The sequence below is a fragment of the Alkalihalobacillus sp. AL-G genome (assembly GCF_030643805.1).
In the GTDB taxonomy this organism is placed as follows: Bacteria; Bacillota; Bacilli; order Bacillales; family Fictibacillaceae; genus Pseudalkalibacillus.
On record NZ_CP094656.1, the window covers coordinates 4,009,221 to 4,032,769 of the forward strand.

Here is a 23,549-nt window from a genome sequence, read left to right on the forward strand (position 1 = left end):
CAACAATGTGTATTCACCCTGTTGAAAAGGTTAATCCTTCTCCAGAAAAAATAATCTTGTCTCAGCTAACGAGGAGCATGAACCCTTCATAGAGACACTTTGACTCGGTTTTCGCTCCAAATTGTCCGTATGAACCCTTCATGGAGACACTCTGACTCGGTTTTCGCTCTAAACTGTCCGTATGAACCCTTCATAGAGACACTCTGACTCGGTTTTCGCTCTAAACTGTCCGTATGAACCCTTCATAGAGACACTCTGACTCGGTTTTCGCTCTAAACTGTCCGTATGAACCTTTCATAGAGACACTCTGACTCGGTTTTCGCTCTAAACTGTCCGTATGAACCTTTCATAGAGACACTTCGGCTGGATTTTCTCATAAAAGTGTCCTCATGCACCATCATGAGGACACTTCAGCTGGGCTTTTAATCCTTAATATGCCTGGACCGCTCCAATCAGCTGTTCAATCTGCTTGTGGATCTCACTCTTAATCTCATCGACCTTATTGAAATCCATCGCTTCGATATAATACTGCTCCAATTCATCATGCAGCTCTTTAGCTCTTGCTAGACAGGCGATCGCATCCTTCATTTTACCTGAATAGCGAGATGTTATATCTTCAAGTTCAACCTCATATTTATCATCTGTTCCAGGTGTGATCGTCCGTTTGTACATATCAACAATCTCATCATTTTCACGGTCCGGAAAATATTCATGCGGTGCTGTGCTGTCGAAAATCGCAAACCCTAGCTCTCGTACAATCACCATATCAAGACTGTTCGGATCAAATCCGCAATGATAGATCTCCACATCAAACCCTTTATCCTCTGCCGCAGCAGCGATTTTCTTCAACATCGTCGATTTTCCAGATCCAGGACGTCCTTTAATGAAATAGCGTTTATAAACATCCTCGGTCAAGTTCTGGATAAAATCGACCGCTCCTTCAGGTGTCGCTGCACCAAGATACCGATGCCGTACGTCGGCTGTTTTTTTCAAACCTTTACCGGCAAAAAAGTGCTCTAACAACTCTTCGGTCAACTGATCTGCTTTATTAAAATCCATGTTTTCGATGTAGATCTTCTCCCACTCATCATGGACAGCCAATGCATCTGCAAAATTCGCATAAGCAGATTGAAAGGATGTGTCAATTTTGTCGTTCAGCTCGAGGATCCGTTCTTTATAAGGAGCTAGCAAGTCGGAGTTCCAGGCAACGCCGAGATTCACATATTCCTCAACGACACCTGGAGCTTTCGGTTCAATGACGTGTGGTGCTGTGCCATCCACAACACCGACCTTTAAAGCAGGGAGAATGAACCCATCGATCGACTGATTGTCTGAAGCGCAATGCAAGTATTCGATATCAAAGCCATTTTCATTCCATGCGTCACCGATTTCTTTCATGAGCGTTGATTTTCCAGTCCCGGGGCCACCTTTTAAAATAAATAACCGGTCCAAGCCAGCAAGACTAGACTCGTATAAGCTATAAAACCCTTTCGCTGTATTGCCCCCAGCATAATAGTTTTTGATTTTTCCAACCAATTAAAGCACTCCCCTCCACGGTAATTTCACTAAGTCGGCCTGCCTTCATTACCATATGCACTAAAGCTCGAATGGGTGAATGCCTAGGAGTATGTATTGAAATACTCTATTTCTATTTTTAAGGGAAAAGCACCGTTTAAACTGCACATTAGTAAGGTACTATAATACTAGGACAACTAATGGAGGATTATTATATGGCTATAACACTTAAACGAATCTATCAAACTGACGGTAAAAAAGATGGAAAAAGAATTCTCGTTGATCGAGTGTGGCCGCGTGGCGTCTCAAAGGAAGAGGCGAATTTGGATGTATGGCTCAAGGAGGTAGCACCAAGCCCAGATTTGCGTAAATGGTTCGGACATGACCCCGAAAAATTCGGATCGTTCAAGGAGAAGTACAATAAGGAACTCGACAATGATCAAGAGAAATCAGACGCATTTCAAAAGCTGAAGGAACTCGCGAAAAACGAAGATCTTATTCTCCTTTATGGTGCAAAGGATGAAGAACACAACCATGCCATTGTGCTGAAGGAACTTCTGGATTAATCGGTTGTACTTGTAGAGTCCTGCGCAAAGAATATGCTTAATCGTCTACACAATTACTCTAGAATAATTTGGTCCGATTAGAGCTTATTATGTATTAGCAGCATGATACGAGCACAAATCGGCCAAAATCATGAACATTTCGTGACATTTCCGTGGATAATTTGTACAATGAATTGTAAGAATACGATTTTCACTGGACAATTTTGAACATCCTCTAATAAGGAGATGTATTCCATGAGTATCATCCTAATGTTCATGCTGACAGCAACCGTAACGCCATTCGTATTTATGCATTTGAAAAAAACAGTGTTGGCCATACTGCAAACCGTCCTTCTCGTCGGGATGTGGCTATACTTTTTCCAAGCGGCATTCGGTGTTGCACCCGCGGTTCTGTCTGTACTGTGGATCATGTTCTATGCGGGGCTTACCGTTTCGTTCGTGGCCTGGGTCATGATGATCATCCATATGGTAGAAACACCTGCCGAACATAACAGAAGCTATCAATAATAATCTCCAAAAAGCTCCTTTCCTAAATCGGAAAGGAGCTTTTTTATTCCTCAGGTCCGGTGAGGTGCGTTGATATGAAACAAATTCAGTATTGCTTGTGAAAAGGCTACGACTGAAATCAGTACAAAAAGGAGTTTCATCGAATGCCCTGTATAGAACACCGTCCAAAGTGAAAATGCCGACAATATAACCGATAACACGAAACCGACTACATGCTTCCACGGCAAGCTTTCGTACCCATCTGCGTGCTTCTTATTAAAATTGTTGTTTTGCATCATATCACATCACCATTCCTGTTTTACTAGTGTTGATTATGTCCGCCATGCTTTTGTTCATGCTGCTGATCGCCGCCATGATCTCCGGAACCATGCCCAGAGTACATCGTGAACAAGGAGCCAGCGACGACGATCGCTGCTAAAACCAATCCGTGAAAGATCATGTTCCAAGGTACGTGTCCATTCCGGCTTTCTGATTCTGTCATGTGCATAAACATGAACAGCTGGATTCCTGCCTGAATGACTGCCAACACCATGATCGAAACGATGATCCACTTTGTCGACAAACCAGATTCGAACGCTGCCCAAATTGCCAGCAACGTCAATGCAATCGATAAAATAAAGCCTATGACATGCTTGACTGGTAAACGTTTTGGTTGTCCTGCCATGTTAAACCACCATCCCGATCAAATAGACGCTAGTAAAGATGAAAATCCAAATGACGTCTAAAAAGTGCCAATACAAGCTGATGATGAAGACTTTCTGACTCGTCACAGGTGTAAGCCCTCTTTTTACAAGCTGGATCAACAAGAGAATTGCCCAGCCAATCCCGAGTGTTACGTGCAGACCGTGGGTTCCTGTCAGTACGAAAAACGCGGACCAGAAGGCGCTGGACTGTAGCGTTGCCCCTTCATGTGTGTAATGTGCGAACTCATAGATTTCAAAGCCGAGGAATCCGAGCCCCAAGGCGAGTGTGATGATCAGCCACGTAATGAGGCCTTTCACAGAGCCCCTGCGCATTTCATTGACGGCTACTCCGCACGTGAAGCTACTTACAAGCAGAAGGAACGTCATGATGAGCACTGTCTTGATTTCAAACAGCTCGCCAGGTAATGGTGCATCTGCTGTCCTGCCGAACAACACGGCATACGTGGCAAACAGTGTTGAAAACAGCACTATTTCTGCAGCGAGAAAGATCCAGAATCCAAGAATGTTCATTCGTCCTTGCGATGTTCGATATTCCAATGGACCAGATTTCAATTCATGTGCACTCATATCACAGCCCCCTCACTTTGCGCTCGGTACGCTTGATTTCATCGACTTTAACGTAAAAACCGTCATCATAATCGAATGAGCGAATAGCCATCATGATAATACCCGCAATAAGACCAGCAACAGCCATCCATATCCACTCAAAAACAAGTCCGAAACTGGCGATAAACATGAAGGACATCATAATTATTGGCTGTCCTGTACTGCTCGGCATATGAATCGGCTCCAACTTTTCCTCTTCAAAGGTCGTTTCCCCTTTTTCCTTCATTGCCAAAAATGCATCGGGTCCATCAACTTTCGGTACGGTCGCAAAATTATAGAACGGTACTGGTGTTGGTGTTGCCCATTCGAGCGTCCGACCATCCCAAGAGTCACCAGTTTTTTCACGTTCGTTATACCTTAGGCTGTAGTAGATGCTGTAGACGAAGATAGCAAATCCAGCACCCATTCCGAATGCGCCAACCGTCGAAATGACATTAAGCGGCATCCATTCTGGCATGATAGTGAACACCCTGCGCGGCATACCATCTAGTCCGACGAAATACTGCGGGAAGAAGCATACGTGAAAACCGATGACAAAGAACCAGAGGCTCAACTTACCGAGTTTTTCATTAAGCTTATGACCGAACATTTTCGGATACCAATAAACGAGGCCGGCAAAACAAGCGAATACGGTACCAGAAATCAGGACGTAATGGAAGTGAGCAACCAAGAAATACGAATTGTGAAACTGGTAATCCGCTGCTGCCATACCTAACATGACACCAGTCACCCCACCGATAACAAAGCTAGGGATGAAAGCAAGCGACCAAAGCATCGGAGTCGTTAATTGAATTCGTCCTTTGTGCAGGGTACCTAACCAGTTGAATATCTTAACCCCTGTCGGAACGGCAATCAGCATTGTCGATATCGAGAATACCGAGTTGACGAATGCGCCCATACCCATCGTAAAAAAGTGATGGACCCAGACTAGGAAGCTCAGTCCCGCAATGACGATCATCGACAAGACCATCGCCTTGTAGCCGAAAAGCTGCTTTCGGGCGAATGTCGAAATGATTTCCGAAAAGATACCGAAGGCCGGCAAAACGACGATATAGACTTCCGGGTGACCCCACATCCAGAATAAGTTTACCCACATCATCGGCATCCCTTCACCTGTCAACGTAAAGAACTGGGAGCCGAAGATCCGGTCAATTGTCATCAACGCCAGAGCAACCGTCAAAATCGGAAACGCAAAAACGATGATGAATGATGTGACCAATGTCGACCAACTGAAAATCGGCATCTGGAACATCTTCATGCCTGGTGCACGCATTTTGATGATCGTCACCATAAAGTTGATCCCTGTTGCCAATGTCCCTATCCCTGAAAGCTGTAAGCCTAGCAAGTAAAAGTTCTGACCTGGGCCAGGATTCATAGCTGCACCTGCGAGCGGTGTGTAACTGGTCCAACCCGCATCAGGTGAACCGCCGATAACGAATGAAATATTAAATAACATCGCTCCGAAAAAGAACGACCAGAAGCTTAACGCGTTCAAATACGGAAACGCTACATCCCGCGCGCCGATTTGCAACGGTACGACGATGTTCATCAATCCGATCAAGAAAGGCATCGCCATAAAGATGATCATGATCGTACCGTGTGTTGTGAATATTTCGTCATAATGTTGTGCGCTCAAGAAATTCATATCTGGGAATGCCAGTTGTGTCCGCAGCATCAAGGCGTCCATACCACCGCGGAACAACATAGCTAACGCACTGATTATATACATGATGCCAATTCTTTTATGATCTACCGTCGTCAACCATTCACGCCACAACCATCCCCACTTTTTAAAATAGAACAAAGTGAACATGATCGCAGCGGATACGAGTGCAATCGAGACCATCGCTCCATAGATCAACGGCTCGCCGGTTACAAAAAATTCATCCCATTGCATGCAGTTTCACCCGCTTTCCCTGATTACTTATCATGGTGTCCCGTTCCTTTTCCATTTTCTAAATGCAAAAGCTCTTTGTATTCGTCTCTATGTCGTTTGATTGCATAATCTCGCCCTTCCATCATGCCATGATGCACCCATTGTAAATGCGTGGACGAAAACGTCATTTCATTGAGCAGTCCAGGCTTTAAAAGTTCATTATACTTATCTTGGGTTAAATCAGGAGCGTTGTTTTGCGTTTCTTTTACCCATTCAGAGAATGTTTCGTCACTCTCGGCATAGACTTCAAACGTTTGCTTCGTAAAACCTTCCCCATTGAAGTTGGCATTACGGCCCTTATAAACGCCGGGTTCATCCGCCTGAAGGTAAAGTTTCGTCTCCATACCCGCCATCGTGTACTTCTGCCCGCCGAGTACCGGAATCCAGAGCGCCTGCATCGAATCGGCGGAGGACATTCGGAATTCAATGGCACGGTCTGTCGGAATGTGCAAATAGTTGACGGTTTCAATATCCTGCTCCGGGTAACTGAAGAACCATTTCCAATCTGCCGATGTCGCATAAATGACAAGCGGTTCTTTATCACTGGCTTTTTCCGGAGGTTTTTCCAACTCAAAAAGGGTTTGAACATTCGGTACCGACAAAACAATGATGATGATAAGCGGGATGATTGTCCAAACAACTTCAAGTTTCGTATTTCCGTGTATATTCGGATCATAGTCCTTGTTTCCCCTTCCAGGTCGGTCCCTGTATTTCACGACCATGTAAGTAAACAAGCCGAATATGACGACAATGATCAGCAGCATGAAAATGATTGAGAACATGATCAAATCTTTCTGACTACGTGCAACTGGTCCTTTCGGATCGAGCACGGCCAGTTCACTACAACCGCTTAAAAATAATATCAGGCCAAGTGGGAGCAAACTTAGCCATTTCATAAAGTGTATCTTCTTAAGTTTCACAGGATGCGACGCTCCTTTCTATTTAAAATTCAATTTGTGTCAGTAAATAAAAGCTGGTCATTCTAGAGGGTTCACTACCCCTTTACCCATATCGTAGCAAACGATAAACTGTTCGGAACCGCATCTGAACAAGTGTCAACGGATTATCACCGTTTGCTCATAATTTCGCAACAAGTTCGCCATTAAATGTTCAAATCAATGAAAAGTGCACATGGAGTAGAGAAGGATTGACTCGTTTGAGAGGGGTTTTGGATATTTCGGCCACTATAACGTCTGAAAAGTGTACAGACGACACCTCGAGGGACATAATAGGAGATTAATTGGATCAACAGTGCAAAAAGGCTGATCCGCATCTGCATAGAGATGCTGGATCAGCCTTCCTTTATTTGTTTTGATTTTTTGAGTTAATCTAAGTCAAAGGCCGTGATGCCTGCCTTGGCAAGTTCCTGATGCCCCATTTGATTCGGGTGGACATTGTCTCCTGGTAAAAGAGGGGTTGCACCGGAGTTAACTAACCCAGCAAATCGACCGAAAGCATCTGCAAAATACACATCCCCAAACGCCCAGTGATTTGCAACCACTACATCATGAATATAGGTGTTGATACCATTGACTCCAAATAGTTCGTTACCAACTGAAAATAATACGTGTACATACTTGTAAGTATTAATTGCTTGTGATTTTATCGGGTTATAAATGTTATAAACAGCAACCGGAGCATCCGAAAGACTGCGAATCTCGATAATCGTTTGATTGAGGTTTCTTGTCATCGAACCAATTGCAGCTTGTAACAACAAAGGGTCAATGCCACTCGGATTGTAATTAGCTGCCTTCAATACATTCAACAAGTCATTCCCACCGATGTTCAATGTTATATAGTCTGCATGGCGAATTGCATCCCGGTATGTTTTGTCAGATTTTACTGCTTCCAAAAGTTCCCCAGATGTCATACCCGGAACACCCAGATTTCGAACCCTGAGATCCATTGCATCTCCAATTAAATGTGGAAAGGCTTGCTTATTCGGATCCTTCCCGTTAACCCCTAGCCCTGACCCATATGTAATCGAATCACCTAATGCAACTAACGATTTCTTCGCATGATCACTTTTCGCATATGCCCCTGGACTTAGCAAAGCCATAACTAAAAAAAACGCAGTCAAAACCACCCATAGCTTTTTCATTTTCATCTCTTTCTCCCTTTCATTTATAGATTGCTTTTATTATAAGGTGGAAACGCGTTTAGGTCTGTCGAAATAAGCCTTATTGCCTAATTTTTTTATAAAAACTTATGTCGATTGATGCTCTATGTAAATTCACATCGTAGTACCTATTATCAATAATTTACAAAATTCTGAACATGATGTATCCTTTGAAACATGGAAGTGATTTCCTGATGGAATCATCACTTTATTGTCGAATTTTCAAACTTTATAACTAAATGATGCGAGGGGGAGTAGCTGGTCTAGGAAAAAATAAAGGCCAGTTCATAATATGGGTATCCTTAAAAGTGTAAAGCCAATTGATATTAATCGAACCTACATAAGCGATTCCTTTCGAAATTTACAGGATGAAATCTGTACAGAACTCGAGCATTGTGATGGTCAGGGAGCTTTTAAAGAGGAGCTTTGGGGCCGTGACGAAGGTGGTGGAGGCAGGACCCGCATTCTTCAAAACGGAAACATCATCGAAAAGGGTGGCGTTAATTTTTCTGAAGTGTATGGACCTCTTTCGGATCAGATTGCTGACGGTCTAAAAGTCAGCCGCGGCAATGATTTTTTCGCCACCGGTGTATCGGTCATCATGCATCCGATTAGCCCTATGATCCCTATTATCCATATGAATGTACGCTATTTTGAAGTTTCTAGCGGGGAAAAATGGTTTGGTGGTGGGATTGACTTAACACCTATTTACATTGATGTCAATCAAACAAAACAGTTTCATTCTAACTTGAAATCTATTTGTGACCGACACCATCATTCCTATTACCCAGCGTTTAAAAAGTGGGCAGATGACTATTTTTATATAAAACACAGAAACGAAACACGTGGAGTTGGCGGAATATTTTTCGATCGACTTGGGAGCGATGATGAGATTACTTTAGAAGAACGATTCGCATTTGTCGAAGAGATTGGAAAATCCTTTGTGCCGATCTACACGTCCATCATCAATGAAAATAGAAACCTTCCTTATGAGGATCTAGAACAGACATGGCAAAAAGTCCGAAGAGGGAGATATGTTGAGTTCAATCTTGTCTATGACAAAGGAACAAAATTCGGGTTGGATTCTGGTGGAAGAATTGAATCCATCTTCATGAGTTTACCTCCAGAGGTTTCATGGCTTTATAATTATCAACCAGAACCCGATAGCAATGAAGCTATAACCTCCAGCCTGTTGAGGAAAAATATAGACTGGATTAATTTTTAGAATCAAACTTCAAGAAGTACATTTAGAAGGAGAGGGCCGATGTTTCATTTGCTCTCTCCGATAGAGTTACAGACTTAATTCACTTTTAGTTGTCATTTCTATTTCTACTCTTTGTTTCTTTATATCTGCTTTCCCTTTCGATTCAAGACGATAGTAGCAGAGGAATAGTCCATAGCCTGCTAATAAAACCACGCCTGTAAAAGCGATAAGCTTTGAAACAAAATCGATGAATGCGGTATGTATAACCCCTATCAAATTATCCTCGAGTCCAGAAAATTGCTGAGGAAAATCGAAAATGCCAGTCAATCTACTTACACCAATAAGTTCAACCGCAATCAATAGGACAAACAGAATCCCGAATGAAATGAAGCACACTGAGGACAGCATTTTTAACACGAACCTAGAATTTGACGTTACTAAAAAACTGAGTCCAATTAAAATCACAAGGACAATCCCATTCCAAATGATGATTGAGATCAACCGGTTGTAGTAGGTTTGCGCTGTGTCCATTTTTTTCTGGTCAAGCTTATAAAACGCCGCCCAATCAATAGCGGAGACGAATTTTTCAGAGTAAATTGTATCATCAGCCAGTATTTCGCTCGTTCGTGCCTCGACAAGAATCGCTGAGCGAATGTCTGAGATTTCCAGTTTATCCAGCACCTCGTCTTTTCCAACAACATAGTCCCATAGCTCATTATGTATGAAATCCACGACTACTGAAATTCGTTCAACGTTTATTTGTTCAGCTAGTACCTGATCGACGACATCGCTTATTCCTGGATCGGATTGAACCTTTTGAAAAGATTGGTCTTGTTTAATCGTTTCTGGTATTGTTTGTTGAAGCTCTTCATAAATCCCACTATTTTCGACATAATCCAGTGTATGATATGGCTTTAGAATGCTTTGCTGAATCGCCAGTAAGAAAGCCGTTGCTGGTATAATCAATATCATTAATAAACTGCAGATCATCAACACAATCTTTTGGAATACCTTTAAAATTAAAATCACTTCCCCTCCCCTAATCATTCTTAATCGTTTTGAAAAAACCCTCTTTTTTCTCATCAAAGCAAAGCAATAAGGTCTATGATTAAGGCAGGGGGCTTACTGCCCACAGCTTTATGATGACCTCGATCTGCGTTTTTTCTGCCTGAAGGGATCATACTTCTCCAATAAAAAGCTACTTTTCAGCATAAAAAAGAGCCCTGCATTCCGAAGCGTACTTATAGCTCGGGTGGCAGGACTCCAGATTACAGTTAATTCACTTTACCATTGCTTTTCAATTGTTCATTCGATAAGCTTTTGAATTTCTCTTGAACGCGATCCTGACCCTTATTAGGTGGGCCAAGACTGACAACAATATCCCCTACTTCCCCTCGTATATCGTTTTCTTCTGTGAAAAATTCCAGCTTTCCCGAAGATCTGTAAATGAAAAGAAGCTCTGCATCAGGTGCCCGTTCACGAACATATTGATCAAAAGGATATAGTTCAGAGAGCGTTGTTTTTCGGAACACGAATCCACTTTCCACCTTCTTATTCAGCACCTCCCAAGTTGCACCGTCATGGAAGATGATATTTCCACCAACCGTCGGGTCCAAGCCTTGAATGTTATCAACAAGCTGATTATGCAAGCTTAATTGATAGACATCCATACGCCCGAAAGATGGAACAAATGTTGTACAAACGAGAGCGTTATAAGAGTCGATATCAGTTGAAGCGAGCAAATAATCATAGGGTGTCAGGTCAAGTTGATAGTCAGTTTGGTCGGATAAGATTTCTCCTCGGTGATACGGCACTCCTAAATTCCTGGCAACCACGAGCCGATCCCATGATGAATCGGTAATGAGGACTGGAATCTTCAAGTCCCTCAGCACTTCCCCAAATTTTGCACTAAAGCTGCTGCCTCCAACTATAAGGACACCAGGCTGATCGTCAACTGCTAATCCGAGTTTACCGGCAACACCACGAATCGAGAACCCATGTGCACATACAGTTGCAACCACAAGTGCCAAGGTTAACGAGGTTAAAATACCGGCATCTTCATAGCCTGCATCAAGAAGTGAACCTGCAAAGTATCCAGACACTGTCAATGCGACGATACCTCGTGGTGCAATCCATCCGAGAAGTGTTTTTTCCTGCCAAGAAAGATCTGTTCCAATCGTCGATAAGAAAATCGATAACGGCCGGACGAGGAACATCATCGCTAATACGTAACCACCTATCTGCCAGTTGAAGACTTGAAATAATGTATCCCATGATAAGGAAGCCGTAAGCATAACGAAAACGGCTGAAATAAGCATGACTGACATATTTTCCTTGAAATGACGCATATCGTCGATCGAGGAAATATGCATATTGGCCATCGTAATCCCCATTGCTGTTACTGCCAGAAGCCCTGTTTCGTGCATGAGTTCATCCGAAAGAGTAAAACATGTGAGGACGAACGCGAACACAATCGGTGACTTAAGGAACTCTGGCACATGCCCCTTTTCCATCATCCAGCCTGCAATCCGGCCGCATGCCCAGCCTAAAAACCCCGCAAAAATGGAGGCTGCAAAGAACATAAGAAGTGCGATTATCGTTACTTCTTGGACTAGTAAAAATTTTATGATTTCAAACGTAAATACTGCCAGCAATGCCCCAAGCGGATCAACAATAATCCCTTCCCATTTTAAAATAGCAGCTGGCCTTGGCTTTAGCTTTGCCTGTCTAAGTAGTGGAAGAATTACAGTTGGACCAGTCACGATAAAGAGACCGCCAATAACGGAAGAGACCGCCCATGAAAGTCCCGCCAAATAATGGGCTGCCAGCGATCCAAGGATCCAGGCTATCAGTGCACCAAACGTAACAATTCGTACGATCGGCCGCCCGAGGCCTTTAATTTCTCGATAATCAAGATTTAAGCTGCCCTCAAATAAAATGATTGCAACAGCAGCAGAGACCACTGTATTAAATATATTGCCAAAATCCTCTGCAGGGTTAATGAACCCGAGTAATGGACCTGCAATTAATCCTGAAACAGTCATAATAACGATTGCAGGCATCCCAAAACGCCACGAAAGCCATTGGGAGCCAATACCGAGTGCGACAATTAACATGATGGTGAATAAAACAGAATCGAACATGCACTTCTCCTTTAATCGGGTTTTAAAAAGTTTCCCTAAACTATATACAGCATTGGATTAGAACATAACAAATATACTTACTTAGTTTTCAGGTAAAGCTCATAACCTATTCATAGTTTTCAACAAAAAAAGAGACTGACTCTAACCAGTACCTTATTACTATTGTTCAGATCCCTTAAGATCCTTGAGCAACAAGAATACAGCACTGTGAGCCAGTCTTTTTTCAGTATATTATTCAGTTAGATTCAGTCGGTAAAAATGGTATTAGAGAGTAGACGGTAAAGGTAGTCGGTGTGATCACGGAATCCTGCTTCAAGCCCGATTAAGGTCACATCCTCATCCTTTTCTTTTACGATGACCGGTTTACCTTGTGCCGCGGAACGGTTCTCCCAGTGACCCGCCATAAAGAAGCTTTCATCGTTTATGAACGATGCATGAACAGTCATATCGTCTGTATTCGTGTACCAAACAGGTCTGTACACAAATCCGAAATCCGTTGCTTCATACCCTGCAGTCAAAAGAGACTCAGAATCATAATTCACCTTGACGATTCCGTTGCTGCTGTAGCCTCCTTTATTAACGGTCACATCCGTTATACCTAGCTGCTTAGTCGCATCTGAGGCACCGGCTCCGACAGCAATATATTTCCCTCCGCCTTCAACAAAGGCTTGTAGGTTTTGTTTCAGCGCGTTGTATTGTTCTGCAGATTCGAGACCGAATTCAGCATTGGCACGTGAAAGATCATAGGAAATCAATCGCGATGTACCGCTGTATATAAATACATCCGTGTCACCAAGACCCTCTTCTGCAAGTTGTTGTGGCGTGATCTCCTCAACATTGAAGCCAAGTCGTTCTAACGCCAACAACGTTCCCGAATGAGATTGCCCTTTGTATATTCCGCCATCTCTTAAGATGGTGATATTCTGTTCTGATAACGATGCGGTTTCACCCTGCGTTTCTTCTGTTTTTACGATGATGCCTGAATCCTTTATGGTTTTTTTCAAATCTGCAGACGATTCAGCATAGACCACAAATTCCCCATTTTCACCGCGGCTTACTTCATATCCGTTTTCTATTAGTGTGTTCGCAAGATTTACAGCTTTAACGGATGAATCAGGGATGACATATGGCCCATTTCCAACCAATTCACCATCATCGGTTGTCACTTTTTTCACACCGAACATTTTCAGATTGAAATTACTGTCGGCTTCTACTTCAATTGCTTCAAATCCCCATAGTTCGGGCAGGTTCCAAGCTGAAATATCGTACATCGCTGGTGTGATATCAGTAATATCCTCTCCGTCCCAGAGCATTGTGTTCGCAAGCCCAGCTTTCGCCTGACTCATGTCAACAATGTACGTCCCAGCTGGATAGGTTTGTCCATCATATTCAAATGACTTTTTCGCTCTCGAGACATCAACATCATTGAACATAAGATGCTCCACTGCTTTTTCAGTCGAAGTCGGATCGGTTTCATCTACAGGTAAAATATAAGCCTTAGGGAAAAAGCCTTCCTCGTGATATGGATGGTCGAACTGGATCCCTCGTTTGAACATGTTAATCTGATCCTTGATCATTTCCGTTTTGTGTTCACTGGAAAATTCCAATGCACCCATAACGGCATCATAGTGCCATTTTACACCGTCCCAATCGTTAGTCGGTGTCTCAAGCGTGTATCCATATGCACCATGATACATCGCATACATAGGCGTGAAAATCGGAGGATAATCGTCCCAGCCCCATGCATCATCACGCAGAGGAATATACGTCCCTGTCATATTTTGATAGTCGACATTGGATGTATTCGTATTTTCGTATTGTTCACGATGTTCGACAATATTGTCTTCCATCGCTTCGGCTTGATCCATTGCCCACTTAGAGTAAAGATCATATTCGTAGTTGGGATTATGTGGTGGTGTACATGGCTCGATCAAGCCTGGATGGTCTGGCCCGCCGTATGATTGTACATATCCATGGAGATCGAGGAGTACCATCGGATTCCACTCTGTAATCAACTCTACTGTATGCCTTGTTTCGGGTTGAGACTGAGTTATAAAATCTCGGTTGAGGTCGATGCCATTTCCATTGAATCTAGTAGCATCGATACGACCATCTGGGTTGGCGACAACATTGAAGATTAAAATGTGATCTTCAAGAATTTGTTTCGTCTTTTCGTCATCAGCAGTCGCAAAACGTTGGATTAATTGGAGTGCTGCATCGGATCCAGAAAATTCAGTTCCATGAATTGAGGCATTGATCATAACAGGTACTTTAAAATCAGGATGCTTTTCGATGAAGGATTCAGCTTTGTTCGGATTTTTGAACATCTTTTTTCGGAGTCCCTTATAATAGCCATACTTGCCTTTAGCGGATGGCTCGGAAATGGTTACGACGAATAAGTCGTGTCCTTGTGAAGATTCAGCAGGAGTTTCGATTGTAATCCGGTTGCTTTGTGCATCAATGTTTTGTAGGTAGTTATCCACCTTTGAATACTTTACAAAGTCATAGTTTTCACTGTTGAATAGACTCCCATCCTCCTCTTGGAGGGTTTCGTTCACATTGACATTGTGCCACTTCGGTGTATCTGCAACGGCCGTGAACGGTGCAACTAGTAAACTAAGTGCTGCAATTCCAGAGATTAATTTATGATTCATTACGTTCCTCCCTTGTGTATATGTAAAAATTTCAACCTACATTTACTAGTGTAGTATATTTATTCATATAATTGTATAAACAATTTATCCTGATTATTGGTTGTGGCTTTTGGACTAGAGGATCTATTTATAAAAAGGGGGAATTTACCTGAGGGCTTTGGGGGAATTACGGTCCTAAATACACATTTAAACACTGAACCTTCCGTCAAAAAGCCTTTTATAATGGAGATTTTCTAATGCAAATCAACCTTTTTGCTTAGGAACGAGGTCATTTGTGATATATGAACACGTCATACGGCACTTTCCACATTTCCACAGTGTCATTCGTGCTCTATGAACACGTCAAACTAGGCTTTAAACGGAAATTCGGCTACAACTCGCGGATCAAACCAACAAAAAAGCTGACCCACAATCGAATCGGGTCAGCTTTAAGCTCTATACTACTCTTTCTCTGGTTTCAAGATTCGTGCCTTTATATTTTTCGGATCGAGTCCATTACCGAGTGAACCGAATAAGCTTCCACGATACGGGTCGCCAAGCTCATGGTTTTCGTAATAAACACGAGGCGTTTTGAACAGTGCTATGAGTGCACGTCCGAAGTTCATTTCATGATAGCGTTCTGGCCACATCTGCTTAATATGCTTTTTCACCATCGGATAATATTTCGGGTTCATTCCAGGAAACAAATGGTGTTCCGTATGGTAAGAGAAGTTAAAGTGAAGCACATCAACCCATTTTGGCGTAACTACGGACAGACTGTTTGCAAGTGGATCGTTCACTGGGACAAGCGGATTCAAACGATGATTCGTTGAAATATAGCACATCACAATAAAGTTCGCGATCAAGAGCGGCAGTAAAAAGGCAAAGAACCACTTTCCAAAGCCTATCCATGCAAGTAAACCAAGCCATGTCGCCCATGGTAATACTGCTTCAAGCCATACGGCTGGGCGCTTTTTCGGGTTAAAATCCTTTAAATATGTCCAGAACATATGAATGGAATGCAGCGTAAACGTTACGGCTAAGAAAGCAAACGCTGCAACCGCACGAATAAAGAAAGGAATCTTGTAAATCCATTTTAGAAAGCGGCTTTTCTTAAACTTCTGAAGACTTGGCCATGCGTCTGGATCATGCTCTTCATCTTGCGTATGAAGGTGATGGTTCATGTTGTGCCACTTTCTCCAAAGCCTCGGGCCTGTGGTTAATGGCCAAAAGGCTATCGCACCAAGTAAATCGCGTAACCACGGCTTTCTTACAACGGTTCCGTGCAAGATTTCATGACCTAAGAAACCCATACCCGCAAAGCTTGATCCTAAAATGATACTAATTAAAAGGTTTAACCAGATGTTTAAATCAAAGAAAATAATCGTAAAGAAACTTGCAATGGTAACAAGTAAATAAGCTAGTCCACCTAAAAGTCGTGCTGGTGCTGGTTTAAACGCTTTCTTTGGAAGATGTGGAGCAATTCTCGCTGCATACCAACCAAATGAATGAAGATCTTTCATGAAAATCATCCCTTCTGTTGTTCCATCTATTCTGTCAAGGCCATATGCGGCGCAACCCTTTATTCCACCCATTACCTGAAACCGAATATATTGAAAACTATCTTTTAGTTAATATTCGAAATCCAAATGTATTTTATTACAATTTTAATCAACAAATCATATTACTAAACGCTATCAGCATACTAAGTGCTTGTCAATTAAAAGTATCGACATATAATTATCATAGTGCAAACTCGGTGCACCACCATCCATATCCTGAGATTCCCTTTCCAATGCTTCGGCAAAATAGAAAGAGCCAGACGCACCTCTCATACAACCGTTGTGTTGTAGAGGAGTCTGGCTCCAATGATTCAAATTTAGTCAAACAAATGACCTAGGTGTAATCCCATCATTCCTCAAAAATTACTCCGTACTCTTTTTACGGCGGAACTTGCTTAAAATTTCATAGACGACTGGTACGATAATCAATGTTAACAGCGTAGAGCTTGCTAATCCTCCAATAACTGTTACTCCAAGTCCTTTGGAAATGAAGCCACTTTCTTCAAATCCTAATGCGAGTGGAAGTAAAGCACCAATGGTAGCAAGAGCCGTCATCAATATCGGACGAAGTCGGGTTGCACCAGCTTCCAACAACGCTTCTCGGGTTGCTAGCCCTTCCTCTTCCTTATGAATGACTCGATCCACTAAGACAATTGCATTCGTAACGACAATACCGATTAACATGAGTGCACCAATCATAGCAGAAATACTCAACGTCTCACCTGAAATGAGCAACCCGAGTACACCGCCAATTACACTGAATGGAAGTGAGAAAAGAATTGCAAATGGTGCAAGTGCTCCACCAAATGTCACCACGAGAACGAAATAGACAATGGCGATTGCCGCAAGCATCGCTATTCCAAGCTGGGTGAAGGATTCTTGGATATCCTCGGTCACACCGCCAATGTCAACTTCGACACCTGCTGGTAAGTCCACCTCATTTATTTGATCTTGAAGAATAGCGGATGCCTCTGCGACATTTTCTGAAGACGGAACACCACTTACTTCTACGTATACTTTTCCATCACGTCGAGTTACGGTATTTGATGTACTGCCTTCCTGAACCTCAACAACGTCTTTAATTGCAATTTCCGAACCGAGCGGGGTTTGGACCTTCTGTTCAATTAAATCATCAATGCTGTTATACGTTTCTACTCCAACACCTACATGAACATTGAGTTCTTCTCCATCCTTCTCAATCGTTGTCAAAACAGATTGTTGCCTATTCGGACTAAGTGCCATACCAATCTGACCCGCTGTTAGTCCAAGCTCACTCAGTTTTTCATGATTGACGACTAATGTGTACTCATCATAGGTTTCGGACATACTTGAGCTTACCTTTTTAAACGTATCTCCTTCCTCCATTTTCTGCTGGAGTTCATCAACGACAGGCTTTAACTCTTCGAGGTTATCCCCATAGACGAATAATTTAATTTTATTACTGCTTCCTGTTGCCCCAAAACTCTGGGAGGCCCATTCACCAGTCGAAGATATTTTCTTAAGGTCTTCGATGACTTGATCTTTTTCCTCTGCAAAGTTTTCGGTATTTTCATCATATCCGACAAAGAAAAGCGCTTGATTCGTTTGACCTGGGCTCATTGGGTTTTCACCGCCAATGGATAATTGAACGGTTTCTACCCCTTCTCGACCAATAAAATAGTCTTCCGCTTTTTTGGCCTGTGCCTTAACTTCCTCAAGTGTTTGGCCTGGTTCAGGGTTATACGTGGCCACCACCATTTTTTCTTGCCCAGAAGATAAGAAGCTTACACCAACGATAGGGATGAGTGCAAGACTTCCAACAAACATTGCAATCGCTAAAATCGAGGTTATGATTTTATGATTAAGTGTCCAGCTGAGCACTCGTTCGTACCCGGCAGCTAACTTCCCAGGATGTTGTTCATCATGTTGATGTTTCAGCTTCACTCCTTTTTTAAACAAGCCATGTGCAAGCATCGGTACAATTGTAACGGCTACGAGTAATGAGGCAAGAAGAGCAAAGACGATCGTCAATGCGAACGGTAAGAACAATTCCCCAACCATACCTTTTACGAGTGCTAATGGTAAAAACACAGCGATTGTTACAATTGTTGAGGACATAATCGGTTTAAACATTTCTTTCGTTGCTTCCCTAACCAACGCTTTTCCTTTAAGCTGTTCGTCTTTTAAAGACATACGGCGGTAGATGTTTTCAACGACTACAATCGAATCATCAACAACACGTCCGATTGCAACCGTCATTGCTCCAAGTGTCATAATATTAAGGGTGATATCCATCTGATTCAGTAAAAGAACAGCGATCAATAGCGATAACGGAATTGAGATAACGGATATTAACGTCGTTCGAAGGTTTCTTAAAAATAACAGGATGATGATCACAGCAAAGAGTGCTCCAAATAACGCTTTGCTTAGCATTGTATTGACCGATTCCTCAATCGGCTCACCCTGGTCAAACGTCGATATGACCGTTAAGCTTTCTTCCTCTGCCTCAAATTCTTCAGCTTGCTGTTTCACTGCATTGACAACATCCACCGTGTTTGCATCAGCTGCTTTTACGATTTGAAGTCCGATTGCTTCCTGCCCATTTGTACGTGAAATCGATTCCGCTTTCCCCAACAATTCGATTTCAGCAATCTCACTTAGCTGAACAGTAGGAATAACGGAATTTTGTTCAGTTTGTATTTTTCCTTGTCCCGCAGGAGGAAGTGTCCCCCCGCTTTCGGATGGTGATATCCCTTGTGGGATACCATTTCCACGCGCTGGAACTACAGGTATTTCAAGTGATTTCAGATCCTCAAGTGTCGTAATGTTCCCATCAACAACAACAGATTTCTCTTGATCCTTAAACGTATACAATCCAAGTGGAAAGGTTACATCATTACCTTTAATCAGGTTTTTAACAGTCTCTTGATCTAAATTAAACTCTTCCATTTTTTCTTGATTAAAGTTGAGTTGAACCTCTTCAACTTGTTGCCCTGAAACTTGAACAGTCGCAACGCCTTCAAGTCCTTCAAGTGCAGGTGCGATTTCCTCCTCTACACGCTTTGTAAGCTGAGCCAAGGATTCGTTTTCGTTGGCTATACTTAATGAGATGACCGGAAACGCATTAAAGCTGAGTCTAGAAACATCCGGTTCATTCACTTTATCTGGCAAGGTCAAATTGGACAATGCCTCCTCTACCTCTAATTCAGCCTCATCCATGTTTTTATCAAATTTATATTGAATTTGGATATTTGAAACGTTTTGAAAAGAGGAAGAATTTATGACGCTGACTCCATTCAAATTTTGCACCTTTTTTTCAATCGGTTTTGTTACGTGATCGGCTACTTCCTCTGGTGTTGCCCCAGGGTAGATCGTCGATACACTTACGATTGGTGTCGTAATATTCGGTATCGTTTCAAGCTTCATATTCATCCCCGAATAAATACCGGCCACAGTAATGATGATCGTCAGTAACCATACTGCAAACTTATTTTTTAATGAAAAGTTAATGATTCTGTTCATACAGCCTCTCCCTTTATCTATTAAAATGCTTGTAGCCTTTGCATTGAACTACATGTTAAGATGTGGTTGGACATACATTTGACCAACCAGTCATTCCACTTTACAATATAAATGACCAGTCAGTCATAAGTCAATGGATTAACGTATGTTTTTTCCATTCTTAAGTAGGAACATGAAAAAATTCACGAATCCGCCATACTAATAATAGATCTTTCATAAGGAGATTAGAAAATGAAAGAAAAGGAAATTCAGATCATTGAAGCAGCCATCAAGCTATTTGCCACAAAAGGTTTTAATTCAACATCAATTCAGGAAATTGCGAGTGAAAGCGGAATCTCGAAAGGTGCCTTTTACTTACACTTTAAGTCAAAGGATTCGTTGCTTCTTGCTATTTTAAAATACTATACGGAACGAATTTTCAGTAAGATTGAGAAAATTGAGCATGAATCACTTCCCGCAAGAGATAAATTCCAAAAACAATTGACCAGTTTGTTTGAAGAGATTCAAAATCAGCGAGAATTCATCATTATGCAGATGAGAGAACAGGCCGTTCCGTTTAACAAAGACATTGAACGGTTTATCCGGAGTCAACGGAGTAAGTCTCATCAATTTTATCAACGGGGCCTCCAGGCGATCTACGGCTCCGAGATCGAAGAGTACTTATGGGATTTATCACTCATTTTACAAGGTATTTTCCACTCCTATTTTGAATTGATCATATTTGATAGAGCCCAGTTTAATCTCGGTCAGCTTGCAGGCTTTATTCTAAATCGAGCAGATGATCTTGTTACTGGTCTTAAACAATCGAAGGAACAACCGATTTTTTCACCGGAAATGATCCAACGGGCCTCACTATTTCAGAATGAAAACACAAATTCAGATGAACTAATCGAGCAGATTGAGAACGTTAAGAGTGAAACAAACAATGAAGACTTACTGGTCACGCTGGACGTACTGAAGTCAGAAATCGAAAGCGAAAACGCACGAATCCCCGTTATACAAGGAATGCTATCAAACTTAAACGCACACCCCGAACTCGGATCTCTATCCAACCGAATTATTGAATATTTTCAAATAACTAAAGAGTAAACGGAGGGAAATGCGATCTATCGTGTTTCCCTTTTTTCTAATGTTCTCATACATGAAATTGCACTTTTTGGAAAAATTATATACAGATACATATAACAAGGAGGACTTTTCATGAAAGAGCAACATCAGATGCCTCAATACCCAGAGCCATACTGGAGAGATGGGATTGACTTCCCTTCTTTCGATGCTGTAAATGAAGATCAAAATGTTGATGTAGCTATCATCGGGGCTGGAATTTCCGGGATCACTACCGCTTATTTGTTATCAAAGGAAGGTTTAAAGGTGGGGTTGATCGATGCTGGAAAAATATTAAATGGAACAACCGGCCATACAACTGCAAAAATCAGCGCACAGCACGACCTCATTTATGATGAATTGATTCAGCATGTTGGTGTGGAGAAAGCAAAACTTTATTACCAATCCAATGATGAAGCGTTGCAATTCATTAAGCAAATCGTTTCCGAAAAAAGTATTGATTGTGACCTCAGCAAGGAAGATGCGTACCTATATTCTACGACTGAGCAGTATGACCGCAAGATCGAAAAGGAATGGAAAGCATACGAAAAGCTCGGAATCCCTGGTGAAACGAAAACCTCAATCCCCTTCGATGCGGGAGCCACATCCGCTCTTGTGATGAAGGATCAAGCACAATTTCACCCTATCAAATATTTGCTTCCTTTGGTTAAGGAGATTGAAGCAGCAGGTGGGTTGTTTTTCGAAAATACAACAGCGGTTGACGTTCAAAATGGCGCAAAACCGATCGTCCTCACAAGAGAAGGGTTCCGTATTACATGCAATTATGTCGTTTCTTGCTCTCACTTCCCTTTTTATGATAGCGGTTTTTATTTTGCGAGAATGTATGCTGAACGATCTTATGTAGTCGCGGTTGAAGCCGATAAGGAATACCCTGGTGGAATGTACTTAAGTGTGGATAACCCGAGCCGATCCTTACGTTCGACCCCTTACAATGGTGGAAAACTTATTTTAATTGGAGCAGAAAACCATAAAACCGGTCAAGGAATCAACACGATGAAGCATTACGAAGCTTTGCAAGACTGGGGAAGCAAGGTGCTCGGAATCAAATCATTCCCATATAGATGGTCGACCCAAGACTTAGTAACACTTGATAAGATCCCATATATCGGACAAATGAGTTCAAAAGAGGAAAACATTTTTGTTGCAACGGGGTATAAAAAATGGGGAATGACAACGAGTGCAGTTGCTGCCCGACTTATAACAGATACAATACTTAGAAAACAAAACCCATATAAAGAGCTATACACGCCATCCAGATTTATTGCTGACCCTAGCTTGAAAAACTTCTTGATACAAAACGTAGACGTAGCTGGCCACTTAATTGCCGGTAAGGTCCAAACAGCCGAAAAAAAAGTTGATGAGCTGACCAATGATGAAGCTGCGGTTGTAAAAGTCCAAGGAAAACGTGCCGGTGCCTACAAAGATACGGGTGGAAATCTTCACATCGTTGATACAACATGTACGCATATGGGATGTGAGTGTGAATGGAACGGCGGTGATCGGACGTGGGACTGCCCTTGTCACGGTTCAAGGTACACAGTTGACGGCGATGTTATTGAAGGGCCAGCAGAAAAACCGCTTACGAAGATTAACTTCAATTAAGAAGTCGTTCACGCATCGCTGAATAAGTTCCGCTTACCAACTTTAAATTTGAAGGTTTTCTCGTGAAAAAAGTGTCTAGTGTGTTTTGGATTTCAATTATCATATCCATTATTTTTGTAATTTGGGGAGCTGTTTGGCCAAAGAATCTTATTACTGTAATGAGTGATACACAAGCCTTTTTTATGACAGGCTTCGGTTGATTTTATCAGATTTCCGCAACTTTTTTCTTGATCTTCGCACTTTATTTGATCTTCAGCAAATACGGTAAGGTCAGATTAGGGAAGGATGACGATAGACTGAATTTAGCCGTCCGACTTGGTTTGCAATGCTGTTCAGTGCCGGAATGGGGATCGGCCTTCTTTTTTTTCGGAGTCTCGGAGCCGATTTCACACTTTTCAAGCCCACCTCTTGGCGAAGGTGGGACGGGCGAATCTGCCAAGCTCGCTCTTCAATATTCGTAGCTACACTGAGGATTTCATGCATGGGCGATTTATGCGATCGTTGCCCTTGCCCTTGATTATTATAAATTCAGAAAAGGGTATCCTGGCCTCAGAGCGCTGCACTTTATCCTATTTTAGGAGAGCGAGCGAAAGGGCCGATCGGGATAGCCATTCATGTCGTTGCTGTCATCGCAACCATCTTTGGAGTTTCTGCTTCACTAGGATTAGGTGCTGCACAGAAATTCAAAAAATAAAGCAGGAAATATCTCTTAAATAAAGGATTTTTTATATGTTAAACGAAGTAATTTATTAATAAGCCTTCCACTGCATTCCGTCATAGAAACTATACACAGACTAATTATAAAAAACATTTTCAATTGGAGTTC

The 23,549-nt window shown here is 42.2% G+C and carries 19 protein-coding genes; 7 read left to right on the plus strand and 12 right to left on the minus strand.

The window, feature by feature from the left end:
- Positions 1-429 precede the first annotated feature (429 nt).
- A complete protein-coding gene (locus tag MOJ78_RS20175) occupies positions 430-1,536 on the minus strand; it encodes a PRK06851 family protein (RefSeq protein ID WP_304979113.1) in 1,107 nt (368 codons plus the stop codon).
- A gap of 194 nt (positions 1,537-1,730) precedes the next feature.
- On the opposite strand from MOJ78_RS20175, the gene MOJ78_RS20180 reads away from it, so the two are divergent.
- Positions 1,731-2,081 carry a DUF488 domain-containing protein gene (locus MOJ78_RS20180; RefSeq protein ID WP_304979114.1) on the plus strand — a complete coding sequence of 117 codons (351 nt, stop codon included), beginning with the start codon at positions 1,731-1,733 and terminating at the stop codon, positions 2,079-2,081.
- A 234-nt stretch (positions 2,082-2,315) separates the two neighbouring features.
- A complete protein-coding gene (locus MOJ78_RS20185; RefSeq protein WP_304979115.1) occupies positions 2,316-2,588 on the plus strand; it encodes a spore morphogenesis/germination protein YwcE in 273 nt (90 codons plus the stop codon).
- 50 nt (positions 2,589-2,638) lie between these two features.
- Here the strand turns inward: MOJ78_RS20185 and MOJ78_RS20190 are convergent, their stop codons facing one another.
- The 6 genes from MOJ78_RS20190 to MOJ78_RS20215 form a co-directional block, all read right to left on the minus strand.
- Positions 2,639-2,866, minus strand: a complete 228-nt coding sequence (locus MOJ78_RS20190; protein WP_304979116.1) for a cytochrome C oxidase subunit IV family protein — start codon at positions 2,864-2,866, stop codon at positions 2,639-2,641.
- A gap of 23 nt (positions 2,867-2,889) precedes the next feature.
- Positions 2,890-3,252, minus strand: a complete 363-nt coding sequence (gene qoxD, locus MOJ78_RS20195) for a cytochrome aa3 quinol oxidase subunit IV (protein ID WP_304979117.1) — start codon at positions 3,250-3,252, stop codon at positions 2,890-2,892.
- Position 3,253: 1 nt separating this feature from the next.
- Positions 3,254-3,859 (minus strand): cytochrome aa3 quinol oxidase subunit III, encoded by a 606-nt coding sequence (gene qoxC, locus MOJ78_RS20200; RefSeq protein ID WP_304979118.1) that lies wholly within the window; start codon positions 3,857-3,859, stop codon positions 3,254-3,256.
- 1 nt (position 3,860) lies between these two features.
- Positions 3,861-5,795 carry a cytochrome aa3 quinol oxidase subunit I gene (gene qoxB, locus MOJ78_RS20205; protein WP_304979119.1) on the minus strand — a complete coding sequence of 645 codons (1,935 nt, stop codon included), beginning with the start codon at positions 5,793-5,795 and terminating at the stop codon, positions 3,861-3,863.
- 23 nt (positions 5,796-5,818) lie between these two features.
- A complete protein-coding gene (gene qoxA, locus MOJ78_RS20210; RefSeq protein ID WP_304981319.1) occupies positions 5,819-6,730 on the minus strand; it encodes a cytochrome aa3 quinol oxidase subunit II in 912 nt (303 codons plus the stop codon).
- 428 nt (positions 6,731-7,158) lie between these two features.
- Complete coding sequence (locus MOJ78_RS20215) at positions 7,159-7,935, minus strand: GDSL-type esterase/lipase family protein (RefSeq protein ID WP_304979120.1); 777 nt, start codon at positions 7,933-7,935, stop codon at positions 7,159-7,161.
- 310 nt (positions 7,936-8,245) lie between these two features.
- Between MOJ78_RS20215 and hemF the strand changes: the two genes are divergently transcribed.
- Positions 8,246-9,178, plus strand: a complete 933-nt coding sequence (gene hemF / locus MOJ78_RS20220; protein ID WP_304979121.1) for an oxygen-dependent coproporphyrinogen oxidase — start codon at positions 8,246-8,248, stop codon at positions 9,176-9,178.
- A gap of 66 nt (positions 9,179-9,244) precedes the next feature.
- Here the strand turns inward: hemF and MOJ78_RS20225 are convergent, their stop codons facing one another.
- The 5 genes from MOJ78_RS20225 to MOJ78_RS20245 form a co-directional block, all read right to left on the minus strand.
- Positions 9,245-10,186, minus strand: a complete 942-nt coding sequence (locus tag MOJ78_RS20225) for a hypothetical protein (RefSeq protein ID WP_304979122.1) — start codon at positions 10,184-10,186, stop codon at positions 9,245-9,247.
- Positions 10,187-10,431: 245 nt separating this feature from the next.
- Positions 10,432-12,300: a cation:proton antiporter gene (locus MOJ78_RS20230; RefSeq protein ID WP_304979123.1), complete on the minus strand. Its 1,869-nt coding sequence runs from the start codon at positions 12,298-12,300 to the stop codon at positions 10,432-10,434.
- A gap of 245 nt (positions 12,301-12,545) precedes the next feature.
- Positions 12,546-14,954 carry a M14 family zinc carboxypeptidase gene (locus MOJ78_RS20235; protein WP_304979124.1) on the minus strand — a complete coding sequence of 803 codons (2,409 nt, stop codon included), beginning with the start codon at positions 14,952-14,954 and terminating at the stop codon, positions 12,546-12,548.
- A gap of 440 nt (positions 14,955-15,394) precedes the next feature.
- Entirely contained in the window at positions 15,395-16,456 is a 1,062-nt protein-coding gene (locus MOJ78_RS20240) for a Delta(10) desaturase DesB (RefSeq protein ID WP_304979125.1), read from the minus strand.
- A gap of 402 nt (positions 16,457-16,858) precedes the next feature.
- Positions 16,859-19,996 carry an efflux RND transporter permease subunit gene (locus MOJ78_RS20245; RefSeq protein ID WP_304979126.1) on the minus strand — a complete coding sequence of 1,046 codons (3,138 nt, stop codon included), beginning with the start codon at positions 19,994-19,996 and terminating at the stop codon, positions 16,859-16,861.
- A gap of 231 nt (positions 19,997-20,227) precedes the next feature.
- Between MOJ78_RS20245 and MOJ78_RS20250 the strand changes: the two genes are divergently transcribed.
- The 4 genes from MOJ78_RS20250 to MOJ78_RS21000 all read left to right on the plus strand — a co-directional run bounded on the left by MOJ78_RS20250 (position 20,228) and on the right by MOJ78_RS21000 (position 23,417).
- Complete coding sequence (locus MOJ78_RS20250; RefSeq protein ID WP_304979127.1) at positions 20,228-21,085, plus strand: TetR/AcrR family transcriptional regulator; 858 nt, start codon at positions 20,228-20,230, stop codon at positions 21,083-21,085.
- Positions 21,086-21,196: 111 nt separating this feature from the next.
- Entirely contained in the window at positions 21,197-22,723 is a 1,527-nt protein-coding gene (locus tag MOJ78_RS20255) for an FAD-dependent oxidoreductase (RefSeq protein ID WP_304979128.1), read from the plus strand.
- Positions 22,724-23,048: 325 nt separating this feature from the next.
- Entirely contained in the window at positions 23,049-23,240 is a 192-nt protein-coding gene (locus MOJ78_RS20995) for a hypothetical protein (RefSeq protein ID WP_370529749.1), read from the plus strand.
- A 93-nt stretch (positions 23,241-23,333) separates the two neighbouring features.
- A complete protein-coding gene (locus MOJ78_RS21000; protein ID WP_370529832.1) occupies positions 23,334-23,417 on the plus strand; it encodes a hypothetical protein in 84 nt (27 codons plus the stop codon).
- Positions 23,418-23,549 lie beyond the last annotated feature (132 nt).

Coding starts and splice junctions, on each gene's coding strand:
- qoxA (WP_304981319.1), bottom strand. CDS start 6,730: ATGAAATGGCTAAGTTTGCTCCCACTTGGCCTGATATTATTTTTAAGC.
- MOJ78_RS20995 (WP_370529749.1), top strand. CDS start 23,049: ATGCTGTTCAGTGCCGGAATGGGGATCGGCCTTCTTTTTTTTCGGAGT.
- MOJ78_RS20235 (WP_304979124.1), bottom strand. CDS start 14,954: ATGAATCATAAATTAATCTCTGGAATTGCAGCACTTAGTTTACTAGTT.
- MOJ78_RS20240 (WP_304979125.1), bottom strand. CDS start 16,456: ATGAAAGATCTTCATTCATTTGGTTGGTATGCAGCGAGAATTGCTCCA.
- qoxC (WP_304979118.1), bottom strand. CDS start 3,859: ATGAGTGCACATGAATTGAAATCTGGTCCATTGGAATATCGAACATCG.
- qoxB (WP_304979119.1), bottom strand. CDS start 5,795: ATGCAATGGGATGAATTTTTTGTAACCGGCGAGCCGTTGATCTATGGA.
- MOJ78_RS20250 (WP_304979127.1), top strand. CDS start 20,228: ATGAAAGAAAAGGAAATTCAGATCATTGAAGCAGCCATCAAGCTATTT.
- qoxD (WP_304979117.1), bottom strand. CDS start 3,252: ATGGCAGGACAACCAAAACGTTTACCAGTCAAGCATGTCATAGGCTTT.
- MOJ78_RS20245 (WP_304979126.1), bottom strand. CDS start 19,996: ATGAACAGAATCATTAACTTTTCATTAAAAAATAAGTTTGCAGTATGG.
- MOJ78_RS20185 (WP_304979115.1), top strand. CDS start 2,316: ATGAGTATCATCCTAATGTTCATGCTGACAGCAACCGTAACGCCATTC.
- MOJ78_RS20180 (WP_304979114.1), top strand. CDS start 1,731: ATGGCTATAACACTTAAACGAATCTATCAAACTGACGGTAAAAAAGAT.
- hemF (WP_304979121.1), top strand. CDS start 8,246: ATGGGTATCCTTAAAAGTGTAAAGCCAATTGATATTAATCGAACCTAC.
- MOJ78_RS20255 (WP_304979128.1), top strand. CDS start 21,197: ATGAAAGAGCAACATCAGATGCCTCAATACCCAGAGCCATACTGGAGA.
- MOJ78_RS20215 (WP_304979120.1), bottom strand. CDS start 7,935: ATGAAAAAGCTATGGGTGGTTTTGACTGCGTTTTTTTTAGTTATGGCT.
- MOJ78_RS20230 (WP_304979123.1), bottom strand. CDS start 12,300: ATGTTCGATTCTGTTTTATTCACCATCATGTTAATTGTCGCACTCGGT.
- MOJ78_RS20190 (WP_304979116.1), bottom strand. CDS start 2,866: ATGATGCAAAACAACAATTTTAATAAGAAGCACGCAGATGGGTACGAA.